This window comes from Nocardia sp. NPDC004123 (genome assembly GCF_053603795.1).
On sequence record NZ_JBSGGG010000028.1, the window covers coordinates 57,764 to 82,829 of the forward strand.

At 69.8% G+C, this 25,066-nt stretch carries 24 protein-coding genes; 14 read left to right on the forward strand and 10 right to left on the reverse strand.

Going from position 1 to position 25,066, the window contains the following annotated elements; all coding sequences use genetic code 11:
- Window positions 1–23: 23 nt before the first annotated feature.
- The 10 genes from ACWEQQ_RS34570 to pdxS all read left to right on the forward strand — a co-directional run bounded on the left by ACWEQQ_RS34570 (window position 24) and on the right by pdxS (window position 12,308).
- Window positions 24–2,255 (forward strand): SulP family inorganic anion transporter, encoded by a 2,232-nt coding sequence (locus ACWEQQ_RS34570; protein ID WP_452340184.1) that lies wholly within the window; start codon window positions 24–26, stop codon window positions 2,253–2,255.
- A 264-nt stretch (window positions 2,256–2,519) separates the two neighbouring features.
- Window positions 2,520–3,299 (forward strand): (2Fe-2S)-binding protein, encoded by a 780-nt coding sequence (locus tag ACWEQQ_RS34575; protein ID WP_452351158.1) that lies wholly within the window; start codon window positions 2,520–2,522, stop codon window positions 3,297–3,299.
- 486 nt (window positions 3,300–3,785) lie between these two features.
- Window positions 3,786–5,843 carry a threonine--tRNA ligase gene (gene thrS / locus ACWEQQ_RS34580; protein ID WP_452340170.1) on the forward strand — a complete coding sequence of 686 codons (2,058 nt, stop codon included), beginning with the start codon at window positions 3,786–3,788 and terminating at the stop codon, window positions 5,841–5,843.
- A complete protein-coding gene (locus ACWEQQ_RS34585; RefSeq protein WP_452351159.1) occupies window positions 5,840–6,433 on the forward strand; it encodes an HIT family protein in 594 nt (197 codons plus the stop codon). The genes thrS and ACWEQQ_RS34585 overlap by 4 nt, the downstream gene beginning before the upstream one ends.
- A gap of 1 nt (window position 6,434) precedes the next feature.
- Window positions 6,435–7,106 (forward strand): phosphatidylinositol phosphate synthase, encoded by a 672-nt coding sequence (gene pgsA / locus ACWEQQ_RS34590; RefSeq protein WP_452340168.1) that lies wholly within the window; start codon window positions 6,435–6,437, stop codon window positions 7,104–7,106.
- Between the two features lie 20 nt (window positions 7,107–7,126).
- On the forward strand, window positions 7,127–8,089 hold the full coding sequence (locus ACWEQQ_RS34595; RefSeq protein WP_452340183.1) for a phosphatidylinositol mannoside acyltransferase: 963 nt from the start codon (window positions 7,127–7,129) through the stop codon (window positions 8,087–8,089).
- Complete coding sequence (locus ACWEQQ_RS34600; RefSeq protein WP_452340167.1) at window positions 8,086–9,210, forward strand: glycosyltransferase family 4 protein; 1,125 nt, start codon at window positions 8,086–8,088, stop codon at window positions 9,208–9,210. Before ACWEQQ_RS34595 ends, ACWEQQ_RS34600 begins: the two co-directional genes overlap by 4 nt.
- On the forward strand, window positions 9,210–10,250 hold the full coding sequence (locus ACWEQQ_RS34605; protein ID WP_379440519.1) for an NUDIX hydrolase: 1,041 nt from the start codon (window positions 9,210–9,212) through the stop codon (window positions 10,248–10,250). Before ACWEQQ_RS34600 ends, ACWEQQ_RS34605 begins: the two co-directional genes overlap by 1 nt.
- Window positions 10,251–10,364: 114 nt before the next feature.
- A complete protein-coding gene (locus ACWEQQ_RS34610; RefSeq protein WP_452351160.1) occupies window positions 10,365–11,033 on the forward strand; it encodes a hypothetical protein in 669 nt (222 codons plus the stop codon).
- 372 nt (window positions 11,034–11,405) lie between these two features.
- On the forward strand, window positions 11,406–12,308 hold the full coding sequence (pdxS, locus tag ACWEQQ_RS34615) for a pyridoxal 5'-phosphate synthase lyase subunit PdxS (protein WP_452340165.1): 903 nt from the start codon (window positions 11,406–11,408) through the stop codon (window positions 12,306–12,308).
- A gap of 81 nt (window positions 12,309–12,389) precedes the next feature.
- Here pdxS and ACWEQQ_RS34620 read toward each other — a convergent pair whose 3' ends face one another.
- Entirely contained in the window at window positions 12,390–12,878 is a 489-nt protein-coding gene (locus ACWEQQ_RS34620) for an MmpS family transport accessory protein (protein ID WP_452351161.1), read from the reverse strand.
- Between the two features lie 465 nt (window positions 12,879–13,343).
- On the opposite strand from ACWEQQ_RS34620, the gene ACWEQQ_RS34625 reads away from it, so the two are divergent.
- Together ACWEQQ_RS34625 and ACWEQQ_RS34630 are read left to right on the forward strand one after the other, a co-directional pair.
- Window positions 13,344–13,493, forward strand: coding sequence for a hypothetical protein (locus tag ACWEQQ_RS34625; protein ID WP_452351162.1), 150 nt, complete (start codon window positions 13,344–13,346; stop codon window positions 13,491–13,493).
- A 42-nt stretch (window positions 13,494–13,535) separates the two neighbouring features.
- A complete protein-coding gene (locus ACWEQQ_RS34630; RefSeq protein WP_452340162.1) occupies window positions 13,536–13,973 on the forward strand; it encodes an SRPBCC family protein in 438 nt (145 codons plus the stop codon).
- 19 nt (window positions 13,974–13,992) lie between these two features.
- Here the strand turns inward: ACWEQQ_RS34630 and ACWEQQ_RS34635 are convergent, their stop codons facing one another.
- Window positions 13,993–14,937, reverse strand: coding sequence for a GlxA family transcriptional regulator (locus tag ACWEQQ_RS34635; protein ID WP_452340182.1), 945 nt, complete (start codon window positions 14,935–14,937; stop codon window positions 13,993–13,995).
- A 111-nt stretch (window positions 14,938–15,048) separates the two neighbouring features.
- Between ACWEQQ_RS34635 and ACWEQQ_RS34640 the strand changes: the two genes are divergently transcribed.
- Entirely contained in the window at window positions 15,049–15,684 is a 636-nt protein-coding gene (locus ACWEQQ_RS34640) for an HD domain-containing protein (RefSeq protein ID WP_452351163.1), read from the forward strand.
- On the opposite strand, the gene ACWEQQ_RS34645 is transcribed toward ACWEQQ_RS34640, so the two are convergent.
- Window positions 15,656–16,303 (reverse strand): TetR/AcrR family transcriptional regulator, encoded by a 648-nt coding sequence (locus ACWEQQ_RS34645; RefSeq protein WP_452340160.1) that lies wholly within the window; start codon window positions 16,301–16,303, stop codon window positions 15,656–15,658. The genes ACWEQQ_RS34640 and ACWEQQ_RS34645 overlap by 29 nt on opposite strands.
- Before the next feature lie 92 nt (window positions 16,304–16,395).
- Between ACWEQQ_RS34645 and ACWEQQ_RS34650 the strand changes: the two genes are divergently transcribed.
- On the forward strand, window positions 16,396–17,415 hold the full coding sequence (locus ACWEQQ_RS34650) for a hypothetical protein (protein WP_452340159.1): 1,020 nt from the start codon (window positions 16,396–16,398) through the stop codon (window positions 17,413–17,415).
- A 42-nt stretch (window positions 17,416–17,457) separates the two neighbouring features.
- On the opposite strand, the gene ACWEQQ_RS34655 is transcribed toward ACWEQQ_RS34650, so the two are convergent.
- From ACWEQQ_RS34655 to ACWEQQ_RS34685, 7 genes are read right to left on the reverse strand one after another with little or no spacing between them, the layout of a single operon-like run.
- Window positions 17,458–18,069, reverse strand: a complete 612-nt coding sequence (locus ACWEQQ_RS34655; RefSeq protein WP_379395158.1) for a nucleoside/nucleotide kinase family protein — start codon at window positions 18,067–18,069, stop codon at window positions 17,458–17,460.
- Between the two features lie 41 nt (window positions 18,070–18,110).
- Window positions 18,111–19,568 carry a hypothetical protein gene (locus ACWEQQ_RS34660; RefSeq protein WP_452351164.1) on the reverse strand — a complete coding sequence of 486 codons (1,458 nt, stop codon included), beginning with the start codon at window positions 19,566–19,568 and terminating at the stop codon, window positions 18,111–18,113.
- Window positions 19,565–20,263: an FHA domain-containing protein gene (locus ACWEQQ_RS34665; RefSeq protein WP_452351165.1), complete on the reverse strand. Its 699-nt coding sequence runs from the start codon at window positions 20,261–20,263 to the stop codon at window positions 19,565–19,567. Before ACWEQQ_RS34665 ends, ACWEQQ_RS34660 begins: the two co-directional genes overlap by 4 nt.
- 10 nt (window positions 20,264–20,273) lie before the next feature.
- Window positions 20,274–21,566 (reverse strand): VWA domain-containing protein, encoded by a 1,293-nt coding sequence (locus ACWEQQ_RS34670; RefSeq protein WP_452351166.1) that lies wholly within the window; start codon window positions 21,564–21,566, stop codon window positions 20,274–20,276.
- On the reverse strand, window positions 21,563–22,474 hold the full coding sequence (locus ACWEQQ_RS34675; RefSeq protein ID WP_452351167.1) for a protein phosphatase 2C domain-containing protein: 912 nt from the start codon (window positions 22,472–22,474) through the stop codon (window positions 21,563–21,565). The genes ACWEQQ_RS34670 and ACWEQQ_RS34675 overlap by 4 nt, the downstream gene beginning before the upstream one ends.
- A gap of 3 nt (window positions 22,475–22,477) precedes the next feature.
- Window positions 22,478–24,745: a tetratricopeptide repeat protein gene (locus ACWEQQ_RS34680; protein WP_452351168.1), complete on the reverse strand. Its 2,268-nt coding sequence runs from the start codon at window positions 24,743–24,745 to the stop codon at window positions 22,478–22,480.
- Window positions 24,742–24,996, reverse strand: a complete 255-nt coding sequence (locus ACWEQQ_RS34685; protein WP_452351169.1) for a hypothetical protein — start codon at window positions 24,994–24,996, stop codon at window positions 24,742–24,744. Before ACWEQQ_RS34685 ends, ACWEQQ_RS34680 begins: the two co-directional genes overlap by 4 nt.
- Window positions 24,997–25,066: the final 70 nt, after the last annotated feature.

Genomic DNA, 25,066 nt, shown 5'->3' on the forward strand with positions numbered 1-25,066 from the left:
GTACATGCTCGCTGAGGAGCGAAATGTCTCGCGACACCGATTCACCGCCAGGCAGAACCGACGGTTCACCGCCAGGCAGCACCGACGGCCGGCTCGACAGCCTGCTGCGTCATGATCTTCCTGCATCCCTTGTCGTCTTTCTCGTCGCACTGCCGCTCTCGCTCGGCATTGCGGTCGCCTCCGGCGCGCCCATCGCCGCCGGACTCATCGCCGCCGTGGTCGGCGGCCTCGTGGTCGGCCTGCTCGGCGGTTCGCCGCTGCAGGTCAGCGGGCCCGCGGCCGGCCTGACCGTGGTGGTCGCCACCACCATCAACGAATTCGGCTGGAAGACAGCCTGTTTCATCACCGCGCTGGCCGGTGTGCTGCAAATCCTGTTCGGGCTCAGCCGCATTGCCCGCGCCGCGCTGGCCATCGCGCCGGTCGTGGTGCACGCCATGCTCGCCGGTATCGGTGTCACCATCGCGCTGCAGCAATTCCATGTGCTGCTCGGCGGCACCTCGCAGAGCTCCGCGTGGGAGAACCTGAAGGAACTGCCGAACCAGCTGCTCAACCTGCACGGCGACGACTTCGTCGTCGGCCTGGTGGTCATCGCCATCATGCTCAGCTGGAAGTACGTGCCGGGCAAACTGAAGGTGCTGCCCGGCCCGCTGATCGCCGTGGTCGCCGGCACCGTGCTGTCGCTGGTGCTGCCCGGTAATCCGGAGCGAATCGTGTTGAGCGGCTCGCTGTTCGACGCCATCGGCCTGCCTGAGCTGCCCTCCGGCGAGTGGGGTGAGGTGGTGCTCGCGGCACTGACCATCGCCCTGATCGCGAGCGTCGAGAGCCTGCTGTCGGCCGTCGCCGTGGACAAGATGCACACCGGCGCGCGCACCAACTTCGACCGCGAACTGGTCGGGCAGGGCGCGGCCAATGTGATCTCCGGCGGCCTCGGCGGCCTGCCCGTCACCGGCGTCATCGTGCGCAGTGCCACCAATGTGCAGGCCGGCGCCCGCACGCGCGCCTCGGCCCTCCTGCACGGCCTCTGGATCCTGGTGTTCTCGGTAGCGCTGGTCGGCCTGGTGCAGCAGATTCCCAAATCGGCCCTGGCCGGTCTGCTCATCGTGGTCGGCATCCAGCTGGTCAAGCTCGCCCACATCAAGCTGGCCCGGCGCACCGGCGACCTGCTGGTGTACCTGGTGACCGTGCTCGGCGTGGTGTTCCTGAATCTGCTCGAGGGCGTCATCATCGGCCTGGCGCTGGCCTTCGGCCTGCTGCTGTGGCGGGTCGTGCGCGTCTCGGTGACCGCCGGCGAGGTGGCCGGCACCGATCGCTGGCTGGTCAGCATCGACGGCACCTGCACGTTCCTGGCACTGCCGAAGCTGTCCTCGGAACTGGCCAAGGTGCCCGGCGGGACCGACGTGCTGGTCGAGATGAGCGTCGACTTCCTCGACCACGCCGCCTACGAGGCCATCCACGACTGGGCCGGCCAGCACGAGAGCACCGGCGGCACAGTCGAATTCGTGGAACTCGGCACCGCCCGCATGGCGCACGCCCTGACGGGCCCGCCGGTGCGCGGGCGCGCCCGCACCCTGCTCGACGATGTGCTGCGCCCCTGGCGCGAGGACGACGGCAACCCGATCACCCAGGGCGTGGCCGCCTTCCATCAGCGCAACGCCCACCTGGTGCGCCCGCACCTGGACGAGCTACGCGACGGGCAGAACCCGCACTCGCTCTTCCTGACCTGCGCGGATTCCCGGATCGTGCCCAACATGATCACCAACAGCGGGCCCGGTGACATGTTCACCATCCGCAATGTCGGCAACCTGGTGGTCCCCGGCGGCCGCGACAGTTCCATCGAGGCGGCGCTCGCCTTCGCCGTCGACGATCTGGTCGTGGACAACGTCGTGGTCTGCGGTCACTCCGCGTGCGGCGCGATGAAGGCACTGGTCGCGGGCGGGCCCACCGGGCCCGGCCTGGGCAACTGGCTGGTCCACGGCCGGGCCAGCCTGGATCGCTTCCGCGCCGGCGACCCGATCGCCGCCGTGGCGGCGCGTGCCGGATTCGGGGTGGCCGACCAGCTGTCCATCGTGAACGTGGCCGTCCAGCTGGACACGCTGCGCGCCCACCCGGTGGTCCGGCGGGCGATCCTGGAACGCGGTCTCGAGGTCTCCGGCCTGTTCTTCGACATCGGGACCGCCCGAGTCCTGGAGGTCACCGCCACGGGCCTCCGGGAAATCGACGCACCCGAGCTATCGGCGTTGGCCCACACGCACTGATAGCGCCCACCCTGCGATGGTGCGGGCTTCCCGTTCGGGAAGCCCGCACCATCGTGTTTTCCGGGGTGGCGATCCGGCCGGTGCTCGCCGCCGGGCGCGTCGGCGCGGTGAGGGAGCCCGTGCGGCATACGCTGAGCGCGCCTCGCGGCATCCTGAGTCGAGCGGGTGCGCCGGGGGTCGCGGGGGAGCGGCCCACATCGGCGCGGAAACGTGACATCGTGGGTAGTAATCACCGTGGATCGGCCGGATCGGAGTCGAATGGAAATGGTTGCGCAACCCCCCGTTTCACAGGCGCTGGTGCCGGGCACCGACCTACTGCGACCACAGTGGCTGGCCGAGCGGATCGCCGACATGGGGATCTCGTGGGGGACTGCCAACACGCGAGTGTCGGGGACGCTGTGGTGGTGCATGGCGGCCTCGTCGCTGGTGGATCCGATCGTCGCGGCCATCGCGAGCGGGCGGCCCGCCTTCGACCCCGCGCTCGAGCACATCGCCCTGGAGATCCGGCCCGACGGCGGCGTGGAGCGGGTGCTGCCGGAACCGCGCGGCTACCTCGTCGGCGCGGGTCCGCTGCCCATCGAATCCTGGTCTCCGATCGCGCCATCGCCGCGACCCGGGGAGGCAGCGGGCCCGGCGAGTGCCGGTCCGGTGGTGCCCGCCGAGGACACGGACGCCGAGTCCGCAGGCTGCTGTGCGACGGCGTCCGTCGGACATGCGTTGCGGCACACGCTGACTCGCGTGATTCCGGTGGTGGCCGAGGTGTCCGGCGCGGGTGCTGCTTCGCTGTGGGCGATCGTGGCCGACGCCATCGGCAACCGCGCCCTGGACATCGGGGCCGAGGACGCCGGTGCCCGCCTGGCCCGCGATGTCGCGGGCCGGCTGCCGGTGCCACGGTTCCAGGACGTCGGCAGCCGCACCTTCGTCCGCCGCATCTCCTGCTGCCTGGTCTTCGAGGTGCCGGGCTGCGAGATGTGCACCAGCTGCCCCAAACGCCCCGCCCCCGAACGCGAAGCCCTGCTCGCCGAGGTCGCCGCGCGCGGCTGACGGCCCGGCGGAGCGTGCCGGCGCGACCGTGCCCGCCCGCAGCCGCCAGCGCGGCTGCCCGAAACCTCCTGCGGCACAGGACAAGCGCACCCGTCCGAGGCCGCCGCACGCGGGTGGCGGTTTCGGCTCCCGCGATGAATTCGCTTGCCGTGCCGGTGCGGTCGCCCGGAGAATCATGCGGTCGACCTGCCCGGGAGCCCTGGACTTCGCGGTTCGGGCCGATCTTGTTCCACCGGTGCCCCGGATCCTCGATTCCTCGTGCTGATCGGGTGTTTCACCTGGTCACCGGGGCGGGATCGGCCCGGGCCGGGACCTGCGCGGTGGCGGGCGACGCGGCGGGGCCGGTCCATCGGCGCACGGTGACAACCGTGCCGATAGAGTGGTGCCGCCGGGGCTCTGCCCTTCACGAAGGGGGTGCCCGGTCATCCAGTCCAACCTGTACGGCGGATCGACCACCCGCCGTGAACCGCCAAGGAGTGTCCAGCCGTGACCACCTCACCCCAGCAGACCCCAGTCGCCCGCGTCCGGGTTACGGCTGGGACTACCGCCGGGGCCGCGGTGCGCGAGGCGGACCTGCCGAGCAAGGGCCCGGCCGCGGTCATCGTGGTGCGTGACGCCGAGGGCGCGCTCAAGGACCTGTCCTGGGTGCCCGAACTCGACACCGAGGTCGAGGTGGTCACCGCCGATTCCCCGGACGGCCGCAATGTGATCCGGCACTCGGCCGCGCACGTGCTGGCCCAGGCGGTGCAGCAGGAGTTCCCCGAGGCCAAGCTGGGCATCGGCCCGTTCATCAAGGACGGCTTCTACTACGACTTCCAGGTCGACCGCCCCTTCACCCCCGAGGATCTGGCCAAGCTGGAGTCCCGGATGAAGAAGATCATCAAAGGCGCGCAGCGGTTTTCGCGCCGGGTGGTCGAGGTCGACGAGGCCCGCGTCGAGCTGGCCAAGGAGCCGTTCAAGCTCGAGCTCATCTCCGACAAGTCGGGCATCGACGATCCGGAGGTCATGGAGGTCGGCGGTAAAGAGCTGACCGTCTACGACAACCTGGACCCGCGCACCGGCGAGAAGCTGTGGGGCGACCTGTGCCGCGGCCCGCACATCCCGACCACCAAGTACATTCCGGCCTTCAAGCTGACCCGCTCCTCGGCCGCCTACTGGCGTGGTGACCAGTCCCGCGAGGACCTGCAGCGCATCTACGGCACCGCCTGGGAATCCAGCGAGGCGCTGGACGAGCATCTGCGCCTGCTCGAGGAGGCCGAGAAGCGCGACCACCGCAAGCTCGGCCTGGAACTGGACCTGTTCTCCTTCCCCGACGAGCTCGGTTCCGGTCTGCCGGTGTTCCACCCCAAGGGCGGCATCATCCGCAAGGAGCTCGAGGACTACTCGCGCCGCCGCCACATCGCCGCCGGCTACGAGTTCGTCAACACCCCGCACATCACCAAGGGTCATCTCTTCGAGGTCTCCGGCCACCTGGACTGGTACCACGACGGCATGTTCCCGGCCATGCACCTCGACGCCGAACTCAACGAGGACGGCTCGGTGCGCAAGCCCGGCCAGGACTACTACGTCAAGCCGATGAACTGCCCGATGCACAACCTGATCTTCCGGTCGCGCGGGCGCTCCTACCGTGAACTGCCGTTGCGCATGTTCGAATTCGGCTCGGTCTACCGCTACGAGAAGTCCGGCGTCGTGCACGGCCTCACCCGGGTGCGCGGCATGACCCAGGACGACGCGCACATCTACTGCACCAAGGAGCAGATGCACGCGGAGCTGACCAACACGCTGCAGTTCGTGCTCTCGCTGCTGCGCGACTACGGCCTCGACGACTTCTACCTGGAGCTGTCCACCAAGGACCCGCAGAAGTTCGTGGGCTCCGACGAGCTGTGGGAGGAGGCCACCGAGACCCTGCGCAAGGTGGCCACCGACTCCGGTCTGGAGCTGGTGCCGGATCCGGGCGGGGCCGCCTTCTACGGCCCGAAGATCTCGGTCCAGGCCAAGGACGCACTCGGCCGCACCTGGCAGATGTCCACCATCCAGCTGGACTTCAACCTGCCCGAGCGTTTCGAGCTGGAGTACACCGGCTCCGACGGCGGCAAGCACCGCCCGGTCATGATCCACCGCGCGCTCTTCGGCTCCATCGAGCGCTTCTTCGGCGTGCTCACCGAGCACTACGCGGGCGCGTTCCCGGCCTGGCTGGCGCCGGTGCAGGTGGTCGGCATCCCGGTCGCCGAGACCTTCGTCGAGCACCTGGACGGCGTGATCGAACGCCTGCGGGACAACGGCATTCGCGCCGAGGTCGACCGCAGCGACGACCGCATGCAGAAGAAGATCTTCAACCAGACCGCGCAGAAGGTGCCGTTCATGCTGCTGGCCGGCGCGCGCGATGTGGAGAGCGGCGCGGTCAGCTTCCGCTTCCGCGACGGCACCCAGGTCAACGGTGTGCCCGTGGCCGACGCGGTGGCCACCATCGTGGACTGGATCGGGCGCCGCGAGAACCAGTCGCCGACCGCGGAGGGCTTCGAGATCCGCAAGGCGGATCGATGAGTGAATGGATTGCCCCCGTGTCCGAGCAGATCGTGGATACCGGTGCCGGGGATCCGGACCGCCTGCAGCGGTTGTGGACCCCGTACCGGATGTCCTACATCACCGGCGAGGCCGAGGATCGGAAGATCGACACGGCCAAGAAGACCGGGCACCCCTTCACCGACATTCCGGAGATGTCGGACGAGGACGGCCTGATCGTCGCGCGCGGTGAATGGGTCTACGCGGTGCTGAACCTGTACCCGTACAACCCGGGCCACATGATGGTGGTGCCCTACCGCCGGGTCGCCAACCTCGAGGACCTGACCACCGAGGAGAGCGCCGAGCTGATGGCGTTCACTCAGCAGGCGATCCGGGTGATGAAGCAGGTGTCGCGGCCCGAGGGCTTCAATGTCGGCCTGAATCTCGGTGGCGTTGCCGGTGGTTCACTCGCCGATCACCTGCATCAACATATCGTGCCGCGCTGGAGTGGGGACGCGAACTTCATTACCGTCGTCGGCGGAGTGAAGGTGATGCCGCAGCTGCTCCGGGAAACCCGGGCGCTGCTGGCACAGGCGTGGAAGGAAGCCGACGCATGGAAGGACGCGGGATAGCGTGCTGAGCTTCTTCGGTCGCGAGACGTTCGCCAAAGCGACTGCGCCGCTGGGCAAAGCGCTGGTGAGCACGGGGCTCACGCCCGATGCGATGACGCTCATCGGCACCACCGCCTCGATCGTCGCGGCGGTGACCCTGTTCCCGACCGATCACCTGTTCTGGGGAACGATGGTGATCTGGCTGTTCGTCATGTTCGACATGCTGGACGGGGCCATGGCCCGCGCCCGGGGCGGCGGCACGAAATACGGTGCGGTGCTGGACGCCACGTGTGACCGCGTGGCCGACGGCGCCATCTTCGCGGGGCTGGCCTGGTGGTCGGTGTACCACGCGAACTCCAAGCATCTGTTCGTGGCGACCCTGGTGGTGCTGGTGACCTCGCAGGTCATCTCGTACGCGAAGGCGCGGGCGGAGGCCAGCGGGCTCTCGGCCGACGGCGGCCTGATCGAGCGGCCCGACCGGCTGGTCATCGTGCTGGTCGGCGCCGGATTGACCGGTATCGGCGGCTACTTCGGCATCACCTGGCTGTCGTACGCGGTGTACGCGGCCATGTACGCGCTGGCCGTGCTCAGCATCATCACCGTCTTCCAGCGGGTGCTGGCGGTGCGTAATTCCCCTGGCGCCCGTGACATCATCGCCCCCACGGCGAAGGCTCCGGAGGAACCGCAGCGGTGACAACCGATTTCACGTCCGCGATGACCGACAAGGCGTACGCGGCCGGGTGGCGGCTTGTCCGCGGACTGCCGGAGGGCATGGTGCGCAAGGGCTTCGACGCGGGCGCGAACGCCATCGCCCGGCGATCGAACCGGAAGGCGCACCGCGGGCACCCGAACCAGCTGCGCCGCAACCTCGCCCGCGTGCTGGGCACGACACCGGCGGCGGTGCCGGACAGCCTGATCGCGGCGAGTATGCGGTCCTACGCCCGCTATTGGCGCGAGGCGTTCCGGCTGCCGTCGATGGACCACACCGCACTCGGACAGCTGCACGTGCACGGGGTCGAACACCTGGACGCGGCGCTGGCCCGCGGCAAGGGTGTGCTGCTGGTGCTGCCGCACTCGGGCAACTGGGATATGGCCGGGGTCTGGCTGGCACAGAACTACGGCCCGTTCTCCACTGTCCAAGAGCGTTTGAAGCCGGAGTCGCTGTTCGAGCGGTTCGTCGAGTACCGGGCGAGCCTGGGCTTCGAGGTGTTCCCGCTGACCGGTGGCGAGCAGCCGCCGTTCCCGCAGCTGGCCGATCGGCTGCGGGACAACAAGGTGGTCTGCCTGATGGGGGATCGCGACCTTACCGGCAAGGGGGTGCCGGTCACCATGTTCGGTGAACGCACCTGGCTGCCCGCCGGCGCGGCCAAGCTGGCCGCCGGCACCGGTGCCGCGCTGCTGCCGGTGCACTGCTGGTTCACCACCGAGGCCGACGGCCGCGAGGGCTGGGGCATGCAGGTCTTCGAGGCGCTGGATCTGTCCGGTGGCGTCGCGCCCGCCACCCAGGCGCTGACCGATGTGTTCGCCGCCAATATCGCTGCCCATCCGGCGGACTGGCACATGCTGCAACCCCTGTGGGAAAGCGACCTGTCGCAGGCCAGACTGGAACGTATCGCCGCTGCGCAACAGGCGCTGGGCTATGACGCGCAGGGGTCGCAGGGAACAGGGGCGCTATGAGAATCGGCATGGTCTGCCCGTATTCGTTCGACGTGCCGGGCGGGGTGCAGGCACATGTCGTGGAGCTGGCGCAGGTGCTCATCGAGCGCGGCCACAAGGTGAGCGTGCTCGCGCCCGCCGCCGACGACACGCCGCTGCCCGATTTCGTGGTGTCGGCCGGCAAGGCCGTGGCCATCCCTTACAACGGCTCGGTGGCGCGACTGTCCTTCGGGCCCACCGCCTATACCCGGATCCGCCGCTGGATCGCCGAGAACGACTTCGACGTCCTGCACATCCACGAACCCAACGCACCCAGCCTGTCCATGCTGGCGCTGAAGATCGCGGAGGGGCCGATCGTCGCCACCTTCCACACCTCGACCACGAAGTCGCTGGTGCTGAGCACTTTTCAGGGTGTGCTGCGGCCGTACCACGAGAAGATCAGCGGGCGGATCGCGGTGAGCGAGCTGGCGCGGCGCTGGCAGGTGGAGGCGCTCGGCGGGGACGCGGTCGAGATCCCCAACGGTGTCGACGTGCCCGCGTTCGCGCACGCGCCGCTGCTGGCCGGGTATCCGCGTCCGGGGAAGTCGGTGCTGTTCCTGGGCCGGTTCGACGAGCCGCGCAAGGGCATGGAGGTGCTGCTCGGCGCGCTGCCGGAACTGGTGCGCCGGCATCCGCAGCTCGAGCTGCTGATCGTCGGCCGCGGTGACGAGGACCGGCTGCGCCGCGAGGCGGGGGAGAACGCGGGACACCTGCGCTTCCTCGGTCAGGTGTCGGATGCCGAGAAGGCCTCGGCCATGCGCAGTGCCGATGTCTATGTCGCGCCCAATCTCGGCGGTGAGAGCTTCGGCATCGTGCTGGTCGAGGCCATGGCCGCCGGGACCGCCGTGGTGGCCAGCGATCTCGATGCCTTCCGCCGGGTGCTGCGCGACGGCACCGCGGGCCAGCTGGTGCCGGTCGGGGACTCGGCGCGGCTGGGCGAGGCGATCAGCGGCATGCTCACCGACGACGCCCGGCGCGAGGAGTTCATCCGCACCGCGAATCAGGTTGTCGGCGAATATGATTGGCCGGTCGTGGCCGAGCAGATCCTGCGGGTGTACGAGACCGTGACCGTCGGCGACGTGCGCGTCAGGACCGCCGGATGATCACCTTCTCCGCGACGACCATCCTGGTCCTCGCCCTCGTCGCGGCCCTCATCGTCACCGCCGCGGTCTGGGCCTACACCACCGCCAACCGCCTCGACCGCCTGCACGTGCGCACCGACCAGGCCCGCCACGCGCTGGACGCGGCCCTGGCCCGGCGCGCGGTGGTGGGGCGCTCGGTGGCCACCACCCTGGCCGGGCTCTACGATCCGTCCCTGGTCGAGCAGGCCCGCCGGCTGACCGCCCTGGCCGACCGGGCCGAACGCTCCAACTGGCGCGACCGCGAAACCGTCGAGAACCAGCTCGCCGCCGCCCTGTCCGCGGTCGACATCGCCCTGTTGCCGCCCCAGCTGGTGGCCGAGCTCGCCGATGCCGAGGCCCGGGTCCTCATCGCCCGCCGCTTCCACAACGACGCGGTGCGCGACACCCTCGCCCTGCGCACCCGCCGCCTGGTCCGCTGGCTGCACCTCGGCGGTACCGCACCGCTGCCGACCTACTTCGAGATCGCCGAACGGGTCACCCCCGCCGCCTCCACCGGCCTCGACGTCGACACCGTCCGCACCTCGGCCCGCGTGGTCCTGGTCGACGAGAACGACCGCGTCCTGCTGCTGCAGGGCGTCGACCCCAAGGTCCCCGACGTCCCGTTCTGGTTCACCATCGGCGGCGGCGTCAACCCCGGGGAAACCCTGCGAGAGGCCGCGATCCGCGAGCTCTACGAGGAAACCGGCCACGCCGCCGACTCCTCGGCCCTGCGCGGCCCCCTCTGGCGCCGGGTCGCGGTGTTCCCCTTCAACGGCGAACTCATCCGCTCGGAGGAACTCTTCTTCGCGCTGCGTGCCAAGGCGTTCGACCCGGTTCCCACCAACCTCGACTACATCGAACGCCGCTCCATCACCGGCAGCAAATGGTGCACCCCCACCGACATCGCCCAGATCGACCACTCCGGCGAGACCGTCTACCCCTACCACCTCGACCAACTCCTCGCCGAGGCCATCGCGGCCGCCGACTCCGACATCGACCCCGAAGTCCGCTCCATCCGCTGACAACCGCCGGCCTCGGTCCGGTGGGTGGGATCGGCGGCTGAAAGCTCGCATTCCGGGCGGCGGGCGGGGCTACGGTGGGGCGATCAATGGCGATCTGTGGCAAGGACTTACGGCATGAAGTTGATGTATGTGTTGTGGGGCGCGGGGCTGGGGGAGCGGCTGCGGGGCGAGGAGCTGCGCAAAGAGCTGGCCGGGGTGGGGGTGACGGCCTATCAGGTGAATGTGCGGGATGCCGATGTCGAGGCCGCGCAGGTGAAGCACACCACCTATGACGCGCCGATCGACGCCATCGTGAGCGTGTGGACCGAGGGCGGGCACGCGGCGGTCACCGATGTGCTGCGGACGGTGGCGGACGACGTGAACGGCTGGGTCGTGGATGAGCGCCGGCCCATCGAGCCCCCGGTGGTCGAGGACGGGGTCCGGACCGACGCGCTGGCGAATATCGCGATTCTGCGGATTCCCGAGGACCTGACGCGCGAGGAGTGGCTGCATCGGTGGCACGTCCTGCACACGCCAGTGGCTATCGAGACGCAGGACACGTTCGGCTACGTCCAGAACACCGTCACCGAGGCGATCACCGACGGCAAGCGGGTCGACGCCCTCGTCGAGGAACTGTTCCCGATGGCGGCCATGACCAGCGCACATGCCTTCTACGGCAGCGGCGGGGACGACGCGGAACTGCAGCGGCGCGTGACCGCCATGATGGAGAGCGTCGTCCGCTTCGGCGCGCACCTGAACCTGGATCTGGTGCCTACGAGCCGGTACGTCTACACCCTGGGCTGACCGGCGGCTTCCCGGACCTTCCGTGATCTGTGGCGCAGTCTCGGCTAGGGTCCCTGGGAAGGTTTGCCGCGCAACGGAATCGGCGGACCGTGTGTGGAAGGTGGAAAATTCTTCGTGTCTTACCTGCTCTATGACTTCCTGGAGCCGTTGATGGGTCCGGCCGCGGCCGAGTACTGGGCGACGATTTTCGTCGTCGGACCGCTCTAGTGGCGACGCGGTAACCCTGGCGCTGTGACGCCCGTCATCCCTTGCGGAGCGGGCAGTCCAGTCGTGTCGGACTGGCTATGAAGTGGCCTGAAAGCGCCGCCTAGAATCGACCTGTTCGATTCCGAGCGATCCGACCGATTGGCCCACATGACCCAGGAGTTTGCCGTGACCACGCCCGACACCACCCCCACCATCGGTACCGCCCGCGTCAAGCGCGGCATGGCCGAGATGCTGAAGGGCGGTGTGATCATGGATGTCGTCACGCCGGAGCAGGCCAAGATCGCCGAGGATGCCGGCGCCGTCGCGGTCATGGCGCTGGAGCGGGTCCCCGCCGACATTCGCGCCCAGGGTGGCGTGTCCCGCATGTCGGATCCGGACATGATCGACGGCATCATCAACGCCGTCTCCATCCCCGTCATGGCGAAGGCCCGCATCGGTCACTTCGTCGAGGCGCAGATCCTGCAGTCGCTGGGTGTCGACTACATCGACGAGTCCGAGGTGCTGACCCCGGCCGACTACGCCAACCACATCGACAAGTTCGCCTTCACCGTCCCGTTCGTGTGTGGCGCGACCAACCTGGGCGAGGCGCTGCGCCGAATCACCGAGGGCGCGGCCATGATCCGCTCCAAGGGTGAGGCCGGCACCGGCGACGTCTCCAACGCCACCACCCACATGCGCAAGATCCGCGACGAGATCCGCCGCCTGACCTCCCTGCCGAAGGACGAGCTCTACGTCGCGGCCAAGGAACTGCAGGCCCCCTACGAGCTGGTCGCCGAGATCGCCGAGACCGGCAAGCTCCCCGTCGTGCTGTTCACCGCGGGCGGCATCGCCACCCCCGCCGATGCCGCCATGATGATGCAGCTCGGCGCCGAGGGCGTCTTCGTCGGCTCGGGCATCTTCAAGTCCGGCAACCCGGCCGAGCGTGCTGCCGCCATCGTCAAGGCCACCACCTTCTACGACGACCCCGATGTCCTCGCGAAGGTCTCGCGCGGCCTGGGTGAGGCCATGGTCGGCATCAATGTCGAGGAGATCCCCCAGCCCCACCGCCTCGCCGAGCGCGGCTGGTAGTCGGCTCCGGCCGGTAAACGGCTCCGCGACAATCTGATTCGACATCGCCGGGTGGTCTTCGAACCACCCGGCGATTGTCGTTCACTTGCTGCCGATGATATTGCTCAGATCCGTGGTGCAGGTGGCCATGGCCAGCGAACCGGTGGCCGTGTTCTCCACCAGCACCTTGTCGCCCTGCACGATGCGGCAGGTGATGGTCGCACTGTCATCGTCGGCGGCCGTCGCGGTGAGGGTGGCCATCTTGAGAAAGCCGGTCAGGGTGACATCCTTGCTCCACGGCAGTTGTGCCGCTGTGTTCGTCCCCGATCCCGTGTCGCCGATGCTGTAGGTGATCGACGGCTTGACGTATGTGCCTTCGCCGGACCCGGTCACCTCGTAGCGCACATCCACGGTGCGCTTGGACTCCTTGGCGACGTCGTTCGCGGCCTTGCCGAACACCGCTGTGCAGGCTGCGAACGGCAGCACGATGAACAGCAGCAGTGCCCCCACGATCCACGGCCAGATCTTCCGCTTCTTGGGCGGTGGCGGCTGCATCGGATATCCCGGAGCCGGAACACCTTGGTACGTCATGAATCCCCTTGATTTGTATTGCTCTGGACCGGAGCGGAACCGTATCAGCGGGATCGCGCGGTGAGAACCGCCCGGAGCGGGGACGGATAGGTCGTTCAATCGGTCGGGGAATCCGTTGGTATCGGACGGAATTGGAGATTCTTGCCGAAGTCGGCAGACCGAGGATCTCAGGTGGTTTCGCGGTGGCATTGTGCACTGTTCCGCAATCGCATTGTGCACGAGTGACCTTCGGCCCTTGCCGGGTTGCCGGGTGGGTGCCAGGTGTCAATGACCGCATACGTGGCAGCCGCGGTGCTCCGGGCCCGCCCATACCGGCGGCTACCTGCGTGCATACCGTTCAGCAAACCCCAGCTAATTGTTGCGGACTGTACTGCGACAAATATTTACTGCCTGGTACTTCCTCGCCAGTCTTCGGCTCAGTCACCGGTGAATCGTCATGAACAGCCATTCCGGCAAGGAGCCAGCATGCTGGTAATCGACCACTTCACCTGTGGGTGGCTCACCCGTGTCCTGGCCTATGTCATGTCCGTCACCGGGTCGTTGCTGGCGCTGCGAATCCGGGCGCGGACACGCCGCCCGGGTGGTGGCCCGGCCGCCCGGTTGCTGGTGTCATGAACCAGCATCGCTGCCGAACACCCCTGAGGCGAAAGGACCGCCATGCCCGCCGCGTCCCGTACGGTGACCATCGCCCGCCCCATCGACGAAGTGTTCGCCTTCTTCGCCGACTCGACCAACAGCGCCCGCTGGCGTACCGGCGTCAAGCAGATCACCGCCGAAGGCCCGCCCGCCGTGGGCACCGTCTACCGTCAGACGGTCTCGGGTCCCGGCGGCCGGGGCATCCCCGCCGACGTCCAGATCACCGAGTACCTCCCGAACGAGAAGGTCGTCCTGAAGGGCATCGCGGGACCGCTGCGTCCCACGGTCACCTATGCCTTCGCGCCGGTGGCGGCGGGCACCGCGGTGACCTTCTCGCTGGCCGCGGAACTGTCGGGCTTCAAGAAGCTGCTCATGAACCGCCCGGTCCAGAAGACCATGACCGCAGAGGTTTCCGGTCTGGATCGCGCCAAGGCCCTGCTCGAGTCCGGGACGGCCTGACCGCGCCGGCACCGTCCGGTCAGGCCCGGCGCGCGGTCCGGAACTGGGCCCGATAGGCGGACGGGGTGATGCCGAAGCGCCGGAAGAAGATGCGGCGCAAGGATTCCTCGCTGCCCAGACCGGATCGGTGGGCGGCGGCGGTGACCGAGGCCCCGGCCTCCAGCATCGCCTGTGCGGCCTCGACGCGCGCCGATTCCACGAATACCGCCGGGGTGGTGTCGAGTTCGTCGCGGAACAGGCGCGTGAGCTGCCGGGTGCTCACGGCGGCGCGGGCCGCCATGGCGGTGAGCGAATGGTCGGCGGCCGGGTCGGCGAACACCTCGTCGACGACGGCGCGCACATCGTCCCGGCGCGGCACCGCGGTGCGGGACGCCACCGAGAACTGCGATTGCCCGCCTGGCCGTCGCAGGAAGACGACCAGTTCCCGGGCCACCTCGCGGGCGAGGTCGGCGCCCTCGTCCTCCTCGACCAGGGCCAGGGTCAGGTCGAGACCCGCGCTGACTCCGGCCGAGGTGAGGTATTTGCCGTCGCGAATGTAGATGGCATCCGGTTCGACCGTGATCGACGGGTACGCGCGGGCCAGCCGGGCGGCATGCCGCCAATGTGTGGTCGCCCGGCGGCCGTCGAGAAAACCGGCCTGCGCCAGGACGAAAGCGCCCGTGCACACCGAAGCCGTGCGGCGCGTGGACGGCGACAGGGCGCGAACGGCGTCCAGAATCGCGCTGTCGACGGGGGAGTGCGGAAACCGGTCGTCGCCCGGCACGATCAGCGTGTGCACGCGGCCCACCTCGGCCGCAGCCGCGTCGACGAGCAGGCGCGTACCCGCCGCGGTGGTGACCGGTGCGCCATCCGGTGAGCACAGCGTCACGTCATAGCGCGCGCCCGACCCGGCGGCGGTGCTCAGCACCTCCAGTACGGCGGTGACATCGAGCAGCCGGACGCCGTCGAAGGCCAGCACCGCCATTCGCTTCCTGCCCACCCACCCGAACCTAGCACTCGGGCATGTCCGGATCTGTGGGGTTCCTGTCCGGAAAGACACGGTGCCGCTCCTATCGGTTCGGCGAGTGTGGTTGCCATGGAACACATTGCCGATATCGCCATCCCCGACAGCGCTCTGGCCCGCGAGGCCACCGAACTGGTCCGCGACACCGCGGGCGAACTGCTCTTCGATCACTCCCGCCGGGTCTACCTGTTCGGTGCGCTGCAGGGTGCGCGCCGCGGGCTCGGCTACGACCCCGAACTGCTCTACGTGGCGGCCATGTTCCACGACCTGGGTCTGACACCCCGGCACCAGGATTCCCGGCAGCGCTTCGAGATCGACGGCGCGGACGAAGCCCGGGCCTTCCTGCGCGCGCACGGCATCCCCGCCGAGCGGGCCGAGATCGCCTGGACCGCAATCGCTCTGCACACCACCCCGGAGATCCCGGCCCACATGGCACCCGAGATCGCCCTGGTCACCGCCGGTGTCGAGCTCGATGTGCTCGGCATCGGCTACGACGATGTCACCGAGGAGCAGCGCGCCGCGGTGATCCGCGCCCACCCGCGCCCGGATTTCAAGCGCCGCATCCTGGCCGCCTTCACCGACGGGATCGCCCATCGCCCGGACACCACCTTCGGGAATGTGAAAGCCGATGTCCTGGAACACTTCTCGCCAGGATTCCGGCGCGGCGACTTCGTCGAGGTCATTCTCGATTCGCCCTGGGCGGCCTGATCTCGCCCCGGTGGTGACTCGCAGCCGAATAGCCGCGGATCAGTGGCAGGTACACGGTGTCGACGATGTCCACCAGCACGTCGTCGGGCACCGTCGGCACGCCGCGCGTCACGAACTCGTTGCGCAGCAGGTCGATCGGCGTGGTGGCGACCCGGGCCACGCACGCCGCGGGCGGGGCCTCGCCGCGGTCGGCCGCCCGCTCGAGGATGGTGAGCCACGGCCGGGTCCCCGCGTCCCCGGACTGTTCCCGCAATTGCGCGAGCAGTTCGGGCTCGTTCGCGAGCTGGGAGAGCAGGCTGCGCAGGATCTCGCCGAGCGGCGAGGACAGATGGGAGTTGGCGCGGCGCAACAACTCCAGCGCGTCCGCACGCAGGGCGCCCGTGTCCGGCAGTTCGAGCGCTGCCGAGGTCAATTGCCGATACGCCGCGACGCCCAGTGCGGCGCGGTTGGGCCAGCGCCGGTAGATGGCGTTCTTGTTGGTGCCCGCCCGGGCGGCGACGGCATCCATGGTCATCCCGGGGTATCCGGATTCGAGCAGTTCGTCCACGGCCGCGCGCAGGATCGCCTGTTCCAGTGCCGGGCCGCGGCGGCGGGTCGGGCGCTCTGTCGATTCGCTCATAACGGTACTGAGCGTACCTTGCGAGACCGGTTCGCAGCGGGCTATGGTCGCAACTAGGGTACGAACAGTACCGTAAATGGAGGAGGTAGCCGATGAGAGCGATCGGCGTTTGCTACGACACCGGCTTCGTGAACCTGGGCAGCAGCACCCACGAGCCGTTCGATATCGCACGGGTCCGAGAGGACATGCGAGTCATCCGCGCTGACCTGCACTGCGGCGCGGTCCGCATCACCGGCGGGTACCCGGAACGGCTGAATCTGGCGGCCTCCGAGGCCGCGGCCGCCGGATTGGAGGTCTGGGTGTGCCCGTTCCTGAACGACGTCACCGAGGACGAGGTCCTCGCCGTCGTCGCCGACTGCGCCGAACACGCGGAACGCCTGCGTGCGAGCGGCGCGGAGATCGTGCTGGCGGTCGGGTCCGAGCTCGCCATGTTCGTGCTCGGTTACCTGCCCGGCGAAACCCTGGCCGAGCGGGCCGCCGCCCTCCGCACCCCGGCGGGTCAGGCCGCGCTCGCCGGAATCCCCGCTCGCGTCAACGATCTCCTGGCCCGCGCCGCCGCGATCGCCCGGGACCGGTTCCGCGGCAGGCTGACCTATTGCAGCCTGCCGTTCGAGCAGGTCGACTGGGAGCTCTTCGACATCCTCGCCACCGACGCCGGATACCGCGGCGCGGAGCTGGCCCCCGGCTATCGGGACACCATGCGCGCCTACGTCGCTCAGGGTGAGCAGCTCGGAAAGCCGGTGGCCATCACCGAATTCGGCTGCCCGTCCTTCCGCGGCGCGCCCGATGCGGGCCCGCACGGCTTCGACATCATCGAATGGGACCCGGACACCGCGAGGCCGCTACGCCTCGATGGCGTCTACGAGCGTGACGAGCCCGCCCAGGCCGACCACCTCACCGACCTGCTCGGCATCCTCGATACCGCGGGCGTGGACGCCGCCTTCTACTACTGCTTCGCCCGCTACGACCTGCCGCACCGCGACGACCTCGCATTCGACCTGGACCTGGCGAGCCCGGGACTGGTGAAAGTCCTTCAGCCCGAAAGCGGTTCGCTGACCTGGGAGCCCAAGGCGGCGTTCGGGGCCCTGGCGGAGCAGGCGGAATCGCGCTGAGTTCCGTTCCGCGGCTCGGCCGATCAGGATTGTCGGGCGGGTTCAGCCGACCCGGATCGCCGGCCGGTCCGGATGGTCCCAGGCGACCTGGATATCGGGTTCTTCGGCGTGCTCGCGCTGGAACTCGAGCAGCCCGTCCACGGTGAACAGGCTCGCGGCGTCCGTCCGGCGGCGCAGCGCCCCCGCCGACATGCGCAGGCCGACAGTCAGATCGAAGTCCAGTCCGCGCCCGAGCAGCATGGGTCCGGCGATGAACAGCACCGTGGTGTCGTCGGCGGTGCGGATGCGAGCGCGGGCGGAGCGATCGGCGCGTTCATCCCAGAGCGCGGGCAGGTAGCGCCCGGTGTCCCGGAGCGGTTTGAGGACTTCACGATTCAGCGCCGCGTAGTCGAACCACCCGGTGCGGTAGGTGAATTCGCTGTCGCGATCGTATTCCAGGCGCACGGAGGCGGGCCGCACGAAATCATGCAGCGACACCACCGCGGCGGGACGGCCCCGGGTGCGCAGGAGTTCGGCGACGCCGTTCGCGACGGTGAGCGGATCTGCGGCATCCGCGCCGTCGACCGCGATCACCGCATACCCCGCCAGCGTCATGGCCCGCTCGGCGATGAGTGCGTACAGGGCGTCGGGGCTGATGGCGGTGAAATCGGGCACGAGACCATCTTGGCCGAGGTCTGGTGCCCGGTCACCTCCGGTCAGCGGTACTCGGCCAGGCGCGGGCGGACACCGAGCAGCACCAGCACCGCGACGACCACGGCCGCGCCGTACGGGAGCCAGGTGCTCCAGCCCGACAGATCGCTCTCGCCCTGGGTGATCGCGGTGTCGAAGGCGTGCTGGTTGATGTCGATGGTCGACACCAGGGCCTTGTCGTAGGCGGCGAAGTGGTCGTTGGAAGCACCGGTGTCGAGGGCGATGGCCGCCCGCAGATCCGAGCCCGCCAGTCCGCGCAGCGCGTGATCGTCGTGCTGGTAGGCCTGATAGGTGAGCAGGTTCTGCTCGGCGGCCTGGCGCTCGCCGGAGAAGGTGATGTTGCGCAGTTCCTGGCCGAGGAAGGAGTCGGCGCTGATGGCCTGCGCGAGATCGCCGCTGTGTGCGCCGATCGCCTGGTCGAGCGCGCCCGCGTAGTCGTCGACGCCGCGCACCTGGACGCCGGCCAGTCGCTGCGCTTTCTCGAAGTAGCTCTGCTGGTATGTCGCCGCGCGTGCGGGGTCGAGCAGGTACCGGCTCTCGTCGGCATTGGCGTCGTAGCTCAGCGCCCGCGCCTGCCGCAGCGCCAGCAGCGAGTCGAAGGCGTCCTGCTTGGCGACGGTGAGCTGGTGTGCCGCCGAGGCATTCGCGAGGTAGCCGCCGGTCAGCACCCCCAGCATCAGCACGGTGGTCGCGGCCAGCGCCGGGTTGACCCGCCGGTGCAGCATCACCCGCAGCACGACCTGCAATCCCGCCAGCACGACGAGCAGCAGCAGCCCCAGCACGGCGATGCGCACGCGGGCCGCGACCGTGGTGTGCTCGCTGTCCTGGTACGCCTGGCTCAGCACACCGCTGTTGGTGTCGGCCAGTTTCTGGGCGCGCGACAGCAGCTCCGGCACCATCCCCGTCGCCGCCCGGTAGGCCTCCAGGGTGCGTGCCGAGGGCTGTCCCGCTGCCCCGCGGTCGAGATCGCCGAGCTGGAAGGTGTCCGCGGCCAGTGCCTCGTACTGTCCGAACTTGTCGAGCAGCTCCCGGATCTGGCGGGACGCATCGTCATTGGTGGCGATGGTCATGGCCTGCTGCAGGTCGGCGTCGGCCTGCACGCGCCGCTGCTCGTAGGCGGTCAGGGCGTTCTTGCGTACGCTCGCCAGCGTCGAATCGTTTCCGGCGAGCAGCACATTCGCCAGCTGCGCGTCCATGTCCGCCAGCGCGAAGTACAGATCCTCTGTGGCGGTCACCGTCGGTGCCGTGTGGTTGCCGATGACGTCGATACCGTGCCGGGTCGTTCGTGCGTCGGCGGCCATCACCAGCGCGGTCACCGCGGTGAGCACGACCGCGGCGATGGCCAGCAGCCGGATCCAGCCCGGCGTGTCCGACCGCCCGGGCAGCAGTCCGCGCAGCCGCGCGAGCGCGCCCGGATCGGCCTCGGTGCGTGCAGTCTGGGGACGGGTGAGCATCGTCGTCATGACGGGGTGTCCTGCTTCAGGGTGAGAGTGGTCCACGCGCCCAGGTGGATCCGATCACCGGATCGCACCGGCACCGCCTGCCCACGCGGAATGGGATCGGCGGCCGCGTTCACGCGGGTGCCGTTGGTGGAGCCGAGATCGATGACGGCCCAGCCGTTTCCGGGCTGGGCGACGAACAGCACGTGCAGGTGCGAAATGCCCGGATCCTGTGGGGGACCGGTGAGATCGATCTCGGGATCGATGCCCTTGGAGGCGCTGTAGCGGCCCACCCGGACCTGCGTGCCCTGCAGCGCGAAGACGCGTTCGGGGCAGTACCCGGGGAATTCGACGTCGTCGTCCTCGCTGCGCATGGTGTCGAAGTACTCGCGGTCAGCGAAAACGGTTGCCGTCCACGTGGTTCCGGGTACCTCGAACGCGGGCGGCGCGCCCATCGCCGGCGCGGGCGCGACCACGGTCGGTGCCGGCACGACCACCGTGGCAGCCGGCGCGGCCCGCGTCACCCCGGGCCCGCCCGCCACGAAGTCGTAACTGCACCCCTCGCAGAACCGTCCCGTCTGCGGCTCGCCGCACACCGGGCACGGCACCCCCGTGGGTTCCGGTGCGGGCGAGGGTTTCTCGCCCGGGTCCATGAGCAGCCCGCACACATCGCAGTAGTCGCCGGCCACCGAATCGTGTCCCGCCGGACAGGTCAGCATGGTCGTCCCCTCACCGCTTGTGCACGCGGGAGGTCTTGGTCGACCGCGTGTCCAAGGTCATCTCGTCGGCCTTGCGCACCGCGGACTTCAGCCGCACGGTCCCGGTCCGCGCATCGAGCACGTCGACCACGCCCTCCAGAAGTTTGGCCGTGTCCGCATTGCCGGAGGCCGCGGCGATCTGCACCGCGCGCCCGAGTTTCCTGGTGGCCGTGTCGAGGTCGCCGTCGCGGCGCGCGGCGAGGCCCTCCTGGATGACCCCGGCGAGTTCGGCCTGCCCGGTGTAGTGGGCCACTTCCGGGCTGATCTTGCTGGACTGGGCGACGTCGTCGGTCCACACGGCCTTGATCAGTCCCTGCCCCAGCACCTCGGCCCGATCCCCGCTGCCGCGCACCAGCGCGACCCGCCCGGCGAGCATGACATCGCCGAGTCCGCCGGGCGCGACCTCGACGCAGATGTGGTAGTCGCGGCTCTCCGCGCCACCCCAGGAGCCGGTCGGGTATTCGCCGGTCTGCGTGCCGGTTTCGGTGCGCCGCCCGGTCAGGTCCAGCAGCTCCGGCGCGACCTGCTTGACGAATTTCACGGTGGCCCCGCGCGGGGTCCACAGCCGCAGCGCGACATCGGCGACCGACTTGCCCATGGCGGTGGTGGTCATGGCCTGGAAGTCGGCCACCAGATCCCGGGGGTCGGCGACGATGTCGACGGTGCCGAGCAGCGCGCTCGAGATCTTGCGCAGTTCCGCGATCTCCCAATCGGTGCCGACGCCGCGGCAGTCGCACACGTACACCCCGGTGCTGGCCTGGATTTCGGCGTCGAGCTGCTGCGGCGTCTCGTGCTCGTCACGGCCGTCGGTGAGCAGGATGGCGTGGCGCAGCCCGGCCCGGTCCCCGAACAGCTGCCGCGCCAGCCGCAGCCAGGTGCCGATCGCGGTGCCGCCCCCGGCGCGCAGGTTCTGCACGGCCGCAATGGCATTGGCCTTGTTGCCGGGGGAGGCGGTGATCAGCGACGGCGTGACCGGGTACACCATGCGCGCCTGGTCGGTGCCCGCCACCACGGCGAAGTCCACGCCGTCGCGCACCGCCGAGATGGCGGCGGCGGTGGCGTTCTTGGCGGCGGCCAGTTTGCCGTAGGCGTGGTCCATGCTGCCCGAGCAGTCGACGATGATCACCTCGGCCGCCCCGCCGCCGCCCGGTATCGCGCCGCCGCCGGTCGCGCTCACGGTGACGACCGCGTCGACCCGCGTCGCACCGGCGGGCAGGTACTCGTTCTGGAAGGTGTCGATGCGGAAACCCAAGGGGTCGTTCATGATCGGTCATTCCTCGAGAGGGCGGGAAACGGTGCGACGGCGACGGTGATGTTGTCGCCGCCGCCGGCGGCCAGCGCCCGATCGGCCAGCTGGTGGGCCGCGGCGCGGGGGTCGGTCAGAGCGGACGGCAGGGCGAGCGCGGTGAGCGCGGCGGCGTCGGGGTAGTAGTTCCACAGTCCGTCGCTGCACAGCAGCACCGCGCCCGGCCCGTCCGGGACGAAGGTGCGCAGATGGGGTTCGACGCCGTCGGCGTCGGCCCCGAGCCAGGCGGTGAGGGTGTGCGCGTCGGGAATGGACATGGCGGTCACCTCGTCGACGCCCAGATCCACCAGCCCGGCCGCCACCGAATCGTCGATGCTCAACCGGCGCGGCGGGGTGGCCGCGGGGTCGGCGGTGAGCCAGTAGGCGCGGCTGTCGCCGATGGACCCGACGGTGACCGCGGTCGCGGTGACCGCCGCGGTCACGATGGTGCAGGACGGTGTCAGTTCGCCCCGATCACCCAGGGCCGCAACGGCTTCGGCCGCCGCGCCGATGGCCAGCAGGGTCGCCCCCTCCGCGCCGAGACCCGCGCCGAGCGCGGCCGCCAGCCGGTCCGCGGCGGTGGCGGCGGCCCGCTGGGCGGCGTCGGCGGCGTGCTCGGAGCTGGACACCCCGTCGCACACCACCAGGATCCGGGTGCCGTCGAGGACGCGCAGCGCCATCGCATCCTCGTTGTGCGCGTGCCGTTTCCCGCGATCGCTGACCGCGGCGAGCGCGCCGAGGTCGAGCTGCCACCGGTCGGGCACGGCCGCCGGCGTGATCTCACCGGTCAGCGCTGCGCCGCAGTCCTCGCAGAATCGGTCGCCGTCGGCGCATCGCGCTCCGCACGCCGGGCACACGTCGGTCGTCTCCTCGAGTGTCGTCGTCATGGCTCACACCCAGCTGACGGGGCGAATGGCATTGGCGCGGTTCACCAGATCCCGCCGCGTCACTTTGTCGGGGGCCAGTCGCGCCAGTGTCCGGAACTGGGATTCCAGCGCGGTCCGCAGCTCGCGATCGGCGAATCGGCAGCCCAGCACCGTCGCGCCCGGCTCGACCGGCTGGGCGGCCGCCAGGGTGCGCGCGGCGTCGAGGACGGCAATGCTGCGCCACGCCCTGTGCTCCGGATCCAGCGGCAGACCGCTGAGGCGAGCGCCGGCGGCGACGAGATACCCGTGCCGGTCCGACCCGCCCGCGAGTTGCGCGCCGAAGGCGGCGAGCTGGGCGGCGGTGTGATGGCTGGAGCCGGCGGGCACCGATTCCGCGGCGGCGATGGCGCCGTCGATATCGCGCTCCTGCAGCCGGGTGCGGGCCAGACCGAAGGCGGCACTGGGGTATCCGTGGTCGGTCCGCCACACCTGCAGGTACAGCCGGGACGCGGCGTCGAACTCACCCGCGCACTCCCGGGCCGCAGCGAGCGCCAGCTTGGCCGCGGCCTCACCGGGCAGCATGCCGTGGACGGTGTCGAAATGCTCGCGGGCGGCGGTGCAGTCGCGGCGGGCCAGGGCGGTCGCCCCGCGATACCAGGTGATCCGCCAGTCGGCGTCCTCCGACTCCTCCAGTGCGGCGAGTTCGGCGGTGGCCGTGTCGAAGTCGCCGCTCTCGATGCGGGCGCGGACCAGTGCCAGGGCCACCTCCGGCGAGGACACCGGTGCGGCCTCCAGCGCGGTCACCAGCTGCCGGGGATCACCGATCGAGGTGGTGGCCAGGAAGCCCGCCGCGGGATCGGACGGATCGACCATGGGCACCGGCAGTGCCGCCACGATGGCGAGCGGGTCCGGTGTCGCGGGCCACTGCTGCGGGTCGGCGCCGAAAGCCGCACGCTCGCCGCTGAACACGGTCGACAGCGCCGGCCGCGGCTGCCCGTCCTCGGCGGCCACCACCTCGCGCAGCACGCCGGTGACCTGCTCGGCCATCTCCGAGGCGGACCCGAACCGCTCGTTCGGGTCGGCGGCGGTGGCGCGCTCGAGCAGCCGCCGGAACGACGGGAACTGCGCCAGCACCGGCACCTCCGTCGCGGGCGGCAGGGTGTACCGGTAGGCGTGCTGGTAGTCGAAGTTGAAGGTCAGCACGGCCAGTGTCCGCGCCACGGTGAACAGATCCGACTCCACCGACGCGCCTTGGGTTTCCAGCTCCGGCGCACAGTAGCCGTCGGTCTTGAACCCGGCGCTGTCCTCGTCGTCCATGTGCCGGACGGCGCCGAGGTCGATGAGCTTGAGCTGCTCCTCGGTCTGAATCATATTGTCGGGCTTGAAATCGCAGTACAGCAGATCCAAGCCGTGCAGGTAGCCGAGCGCGGGCAGGATCTCGAGAATGTAGGCCAGCCCCCGGGCCAGCGGCAACGGCTGCAGCCGTCCGGCCGGATCATGCTGGGAGCGCAGCTCTTTCAGCGATGCCCCACCGATGTACTCCATGACGATGTAGCCGACCGGCTCCTGCGTGCGGGGGTCGGGATGGCGGACGAAGTTGAAGATCTTGACGATGTTCGGGTGCTCCACCGACGCCAGGAACTGCCGCTCGGCCACCGCCGCCGCCAGGGCGTCGGCGTCACCGGTGTCGAGCAGGCCCTTGAGCACCACCCAGCGGTCGCTGACATTGCGGTCGCGGGCCAGATAGATCCAGCCCAGGCCGCCGTGGGCCAGACAGCCCAGCACCTCGTACTGCCCGGCCACCAGATCTCCGGCCGTCAGCTTCGGGGTGAAGGAGTAGGCGGTGCCGCACTGGCGGCAGAAGCCCTCGGTGCGGCCCGGCACCCCCTCGCGGCCGCGGCCCACCCGCTGATTGCAGTTGCTGCAGAAGCGTTCGTGCTCGGGCACCTGCGGATCGGCCATGACCGCCGTGGACGGATCCCGGTAGGGCACCTGCGGAATCGACACCAGGCCCGCGCCCAGGCGGCCCCGGCTGGACCGCGCGGTGCGGGTCGAGCGGGAGGAGGAGCGGCTGGAGCCGCGGCGGCTCTGCCGGCCCGAGCGGGCCGAGCCCACCCCGGTCCGGGAAACCGGATGCCCATCGGGCGTCGGCGCGGCCTCGGTGAAGGTGGCCGCGAGGACCGGTGCCGAAACGTGCTGTGCCGGTGCGGCAGGCGCCAGCCCACATTCGTCGCAGAAGCCGTCCTGAATGGTGCCGCCGCAATCCGGCCGCAGGCAGTGGGTCATGGTCATGCCGTCTTCTCGGTGATAGCCCGCTGAAACTCGGCCACCGCGCGGGTGGTGGCGGCGAGATCGCAAGGGGCGGAATGGAGTAGCTCGTGCAGCGCGAGGGCATCGTCGCCATCGGGCCGCTCCGGCAGTGGATGGCCGATGGCGCTCGCACCCGTCAGCGGCACCCCGTCCAGAAACCGGACGCCTGGATCGTTTTCCGGCTCCGCGAGATTCGCGGCGATTTCACCATGGTCGGCATCGAGCCGGGCCAAGGCCTGATCGACCTCGGCTATTGCCAACACTGGCACCCCCCGTTTCAGCGATGTCCCTCATCGAGCGTGA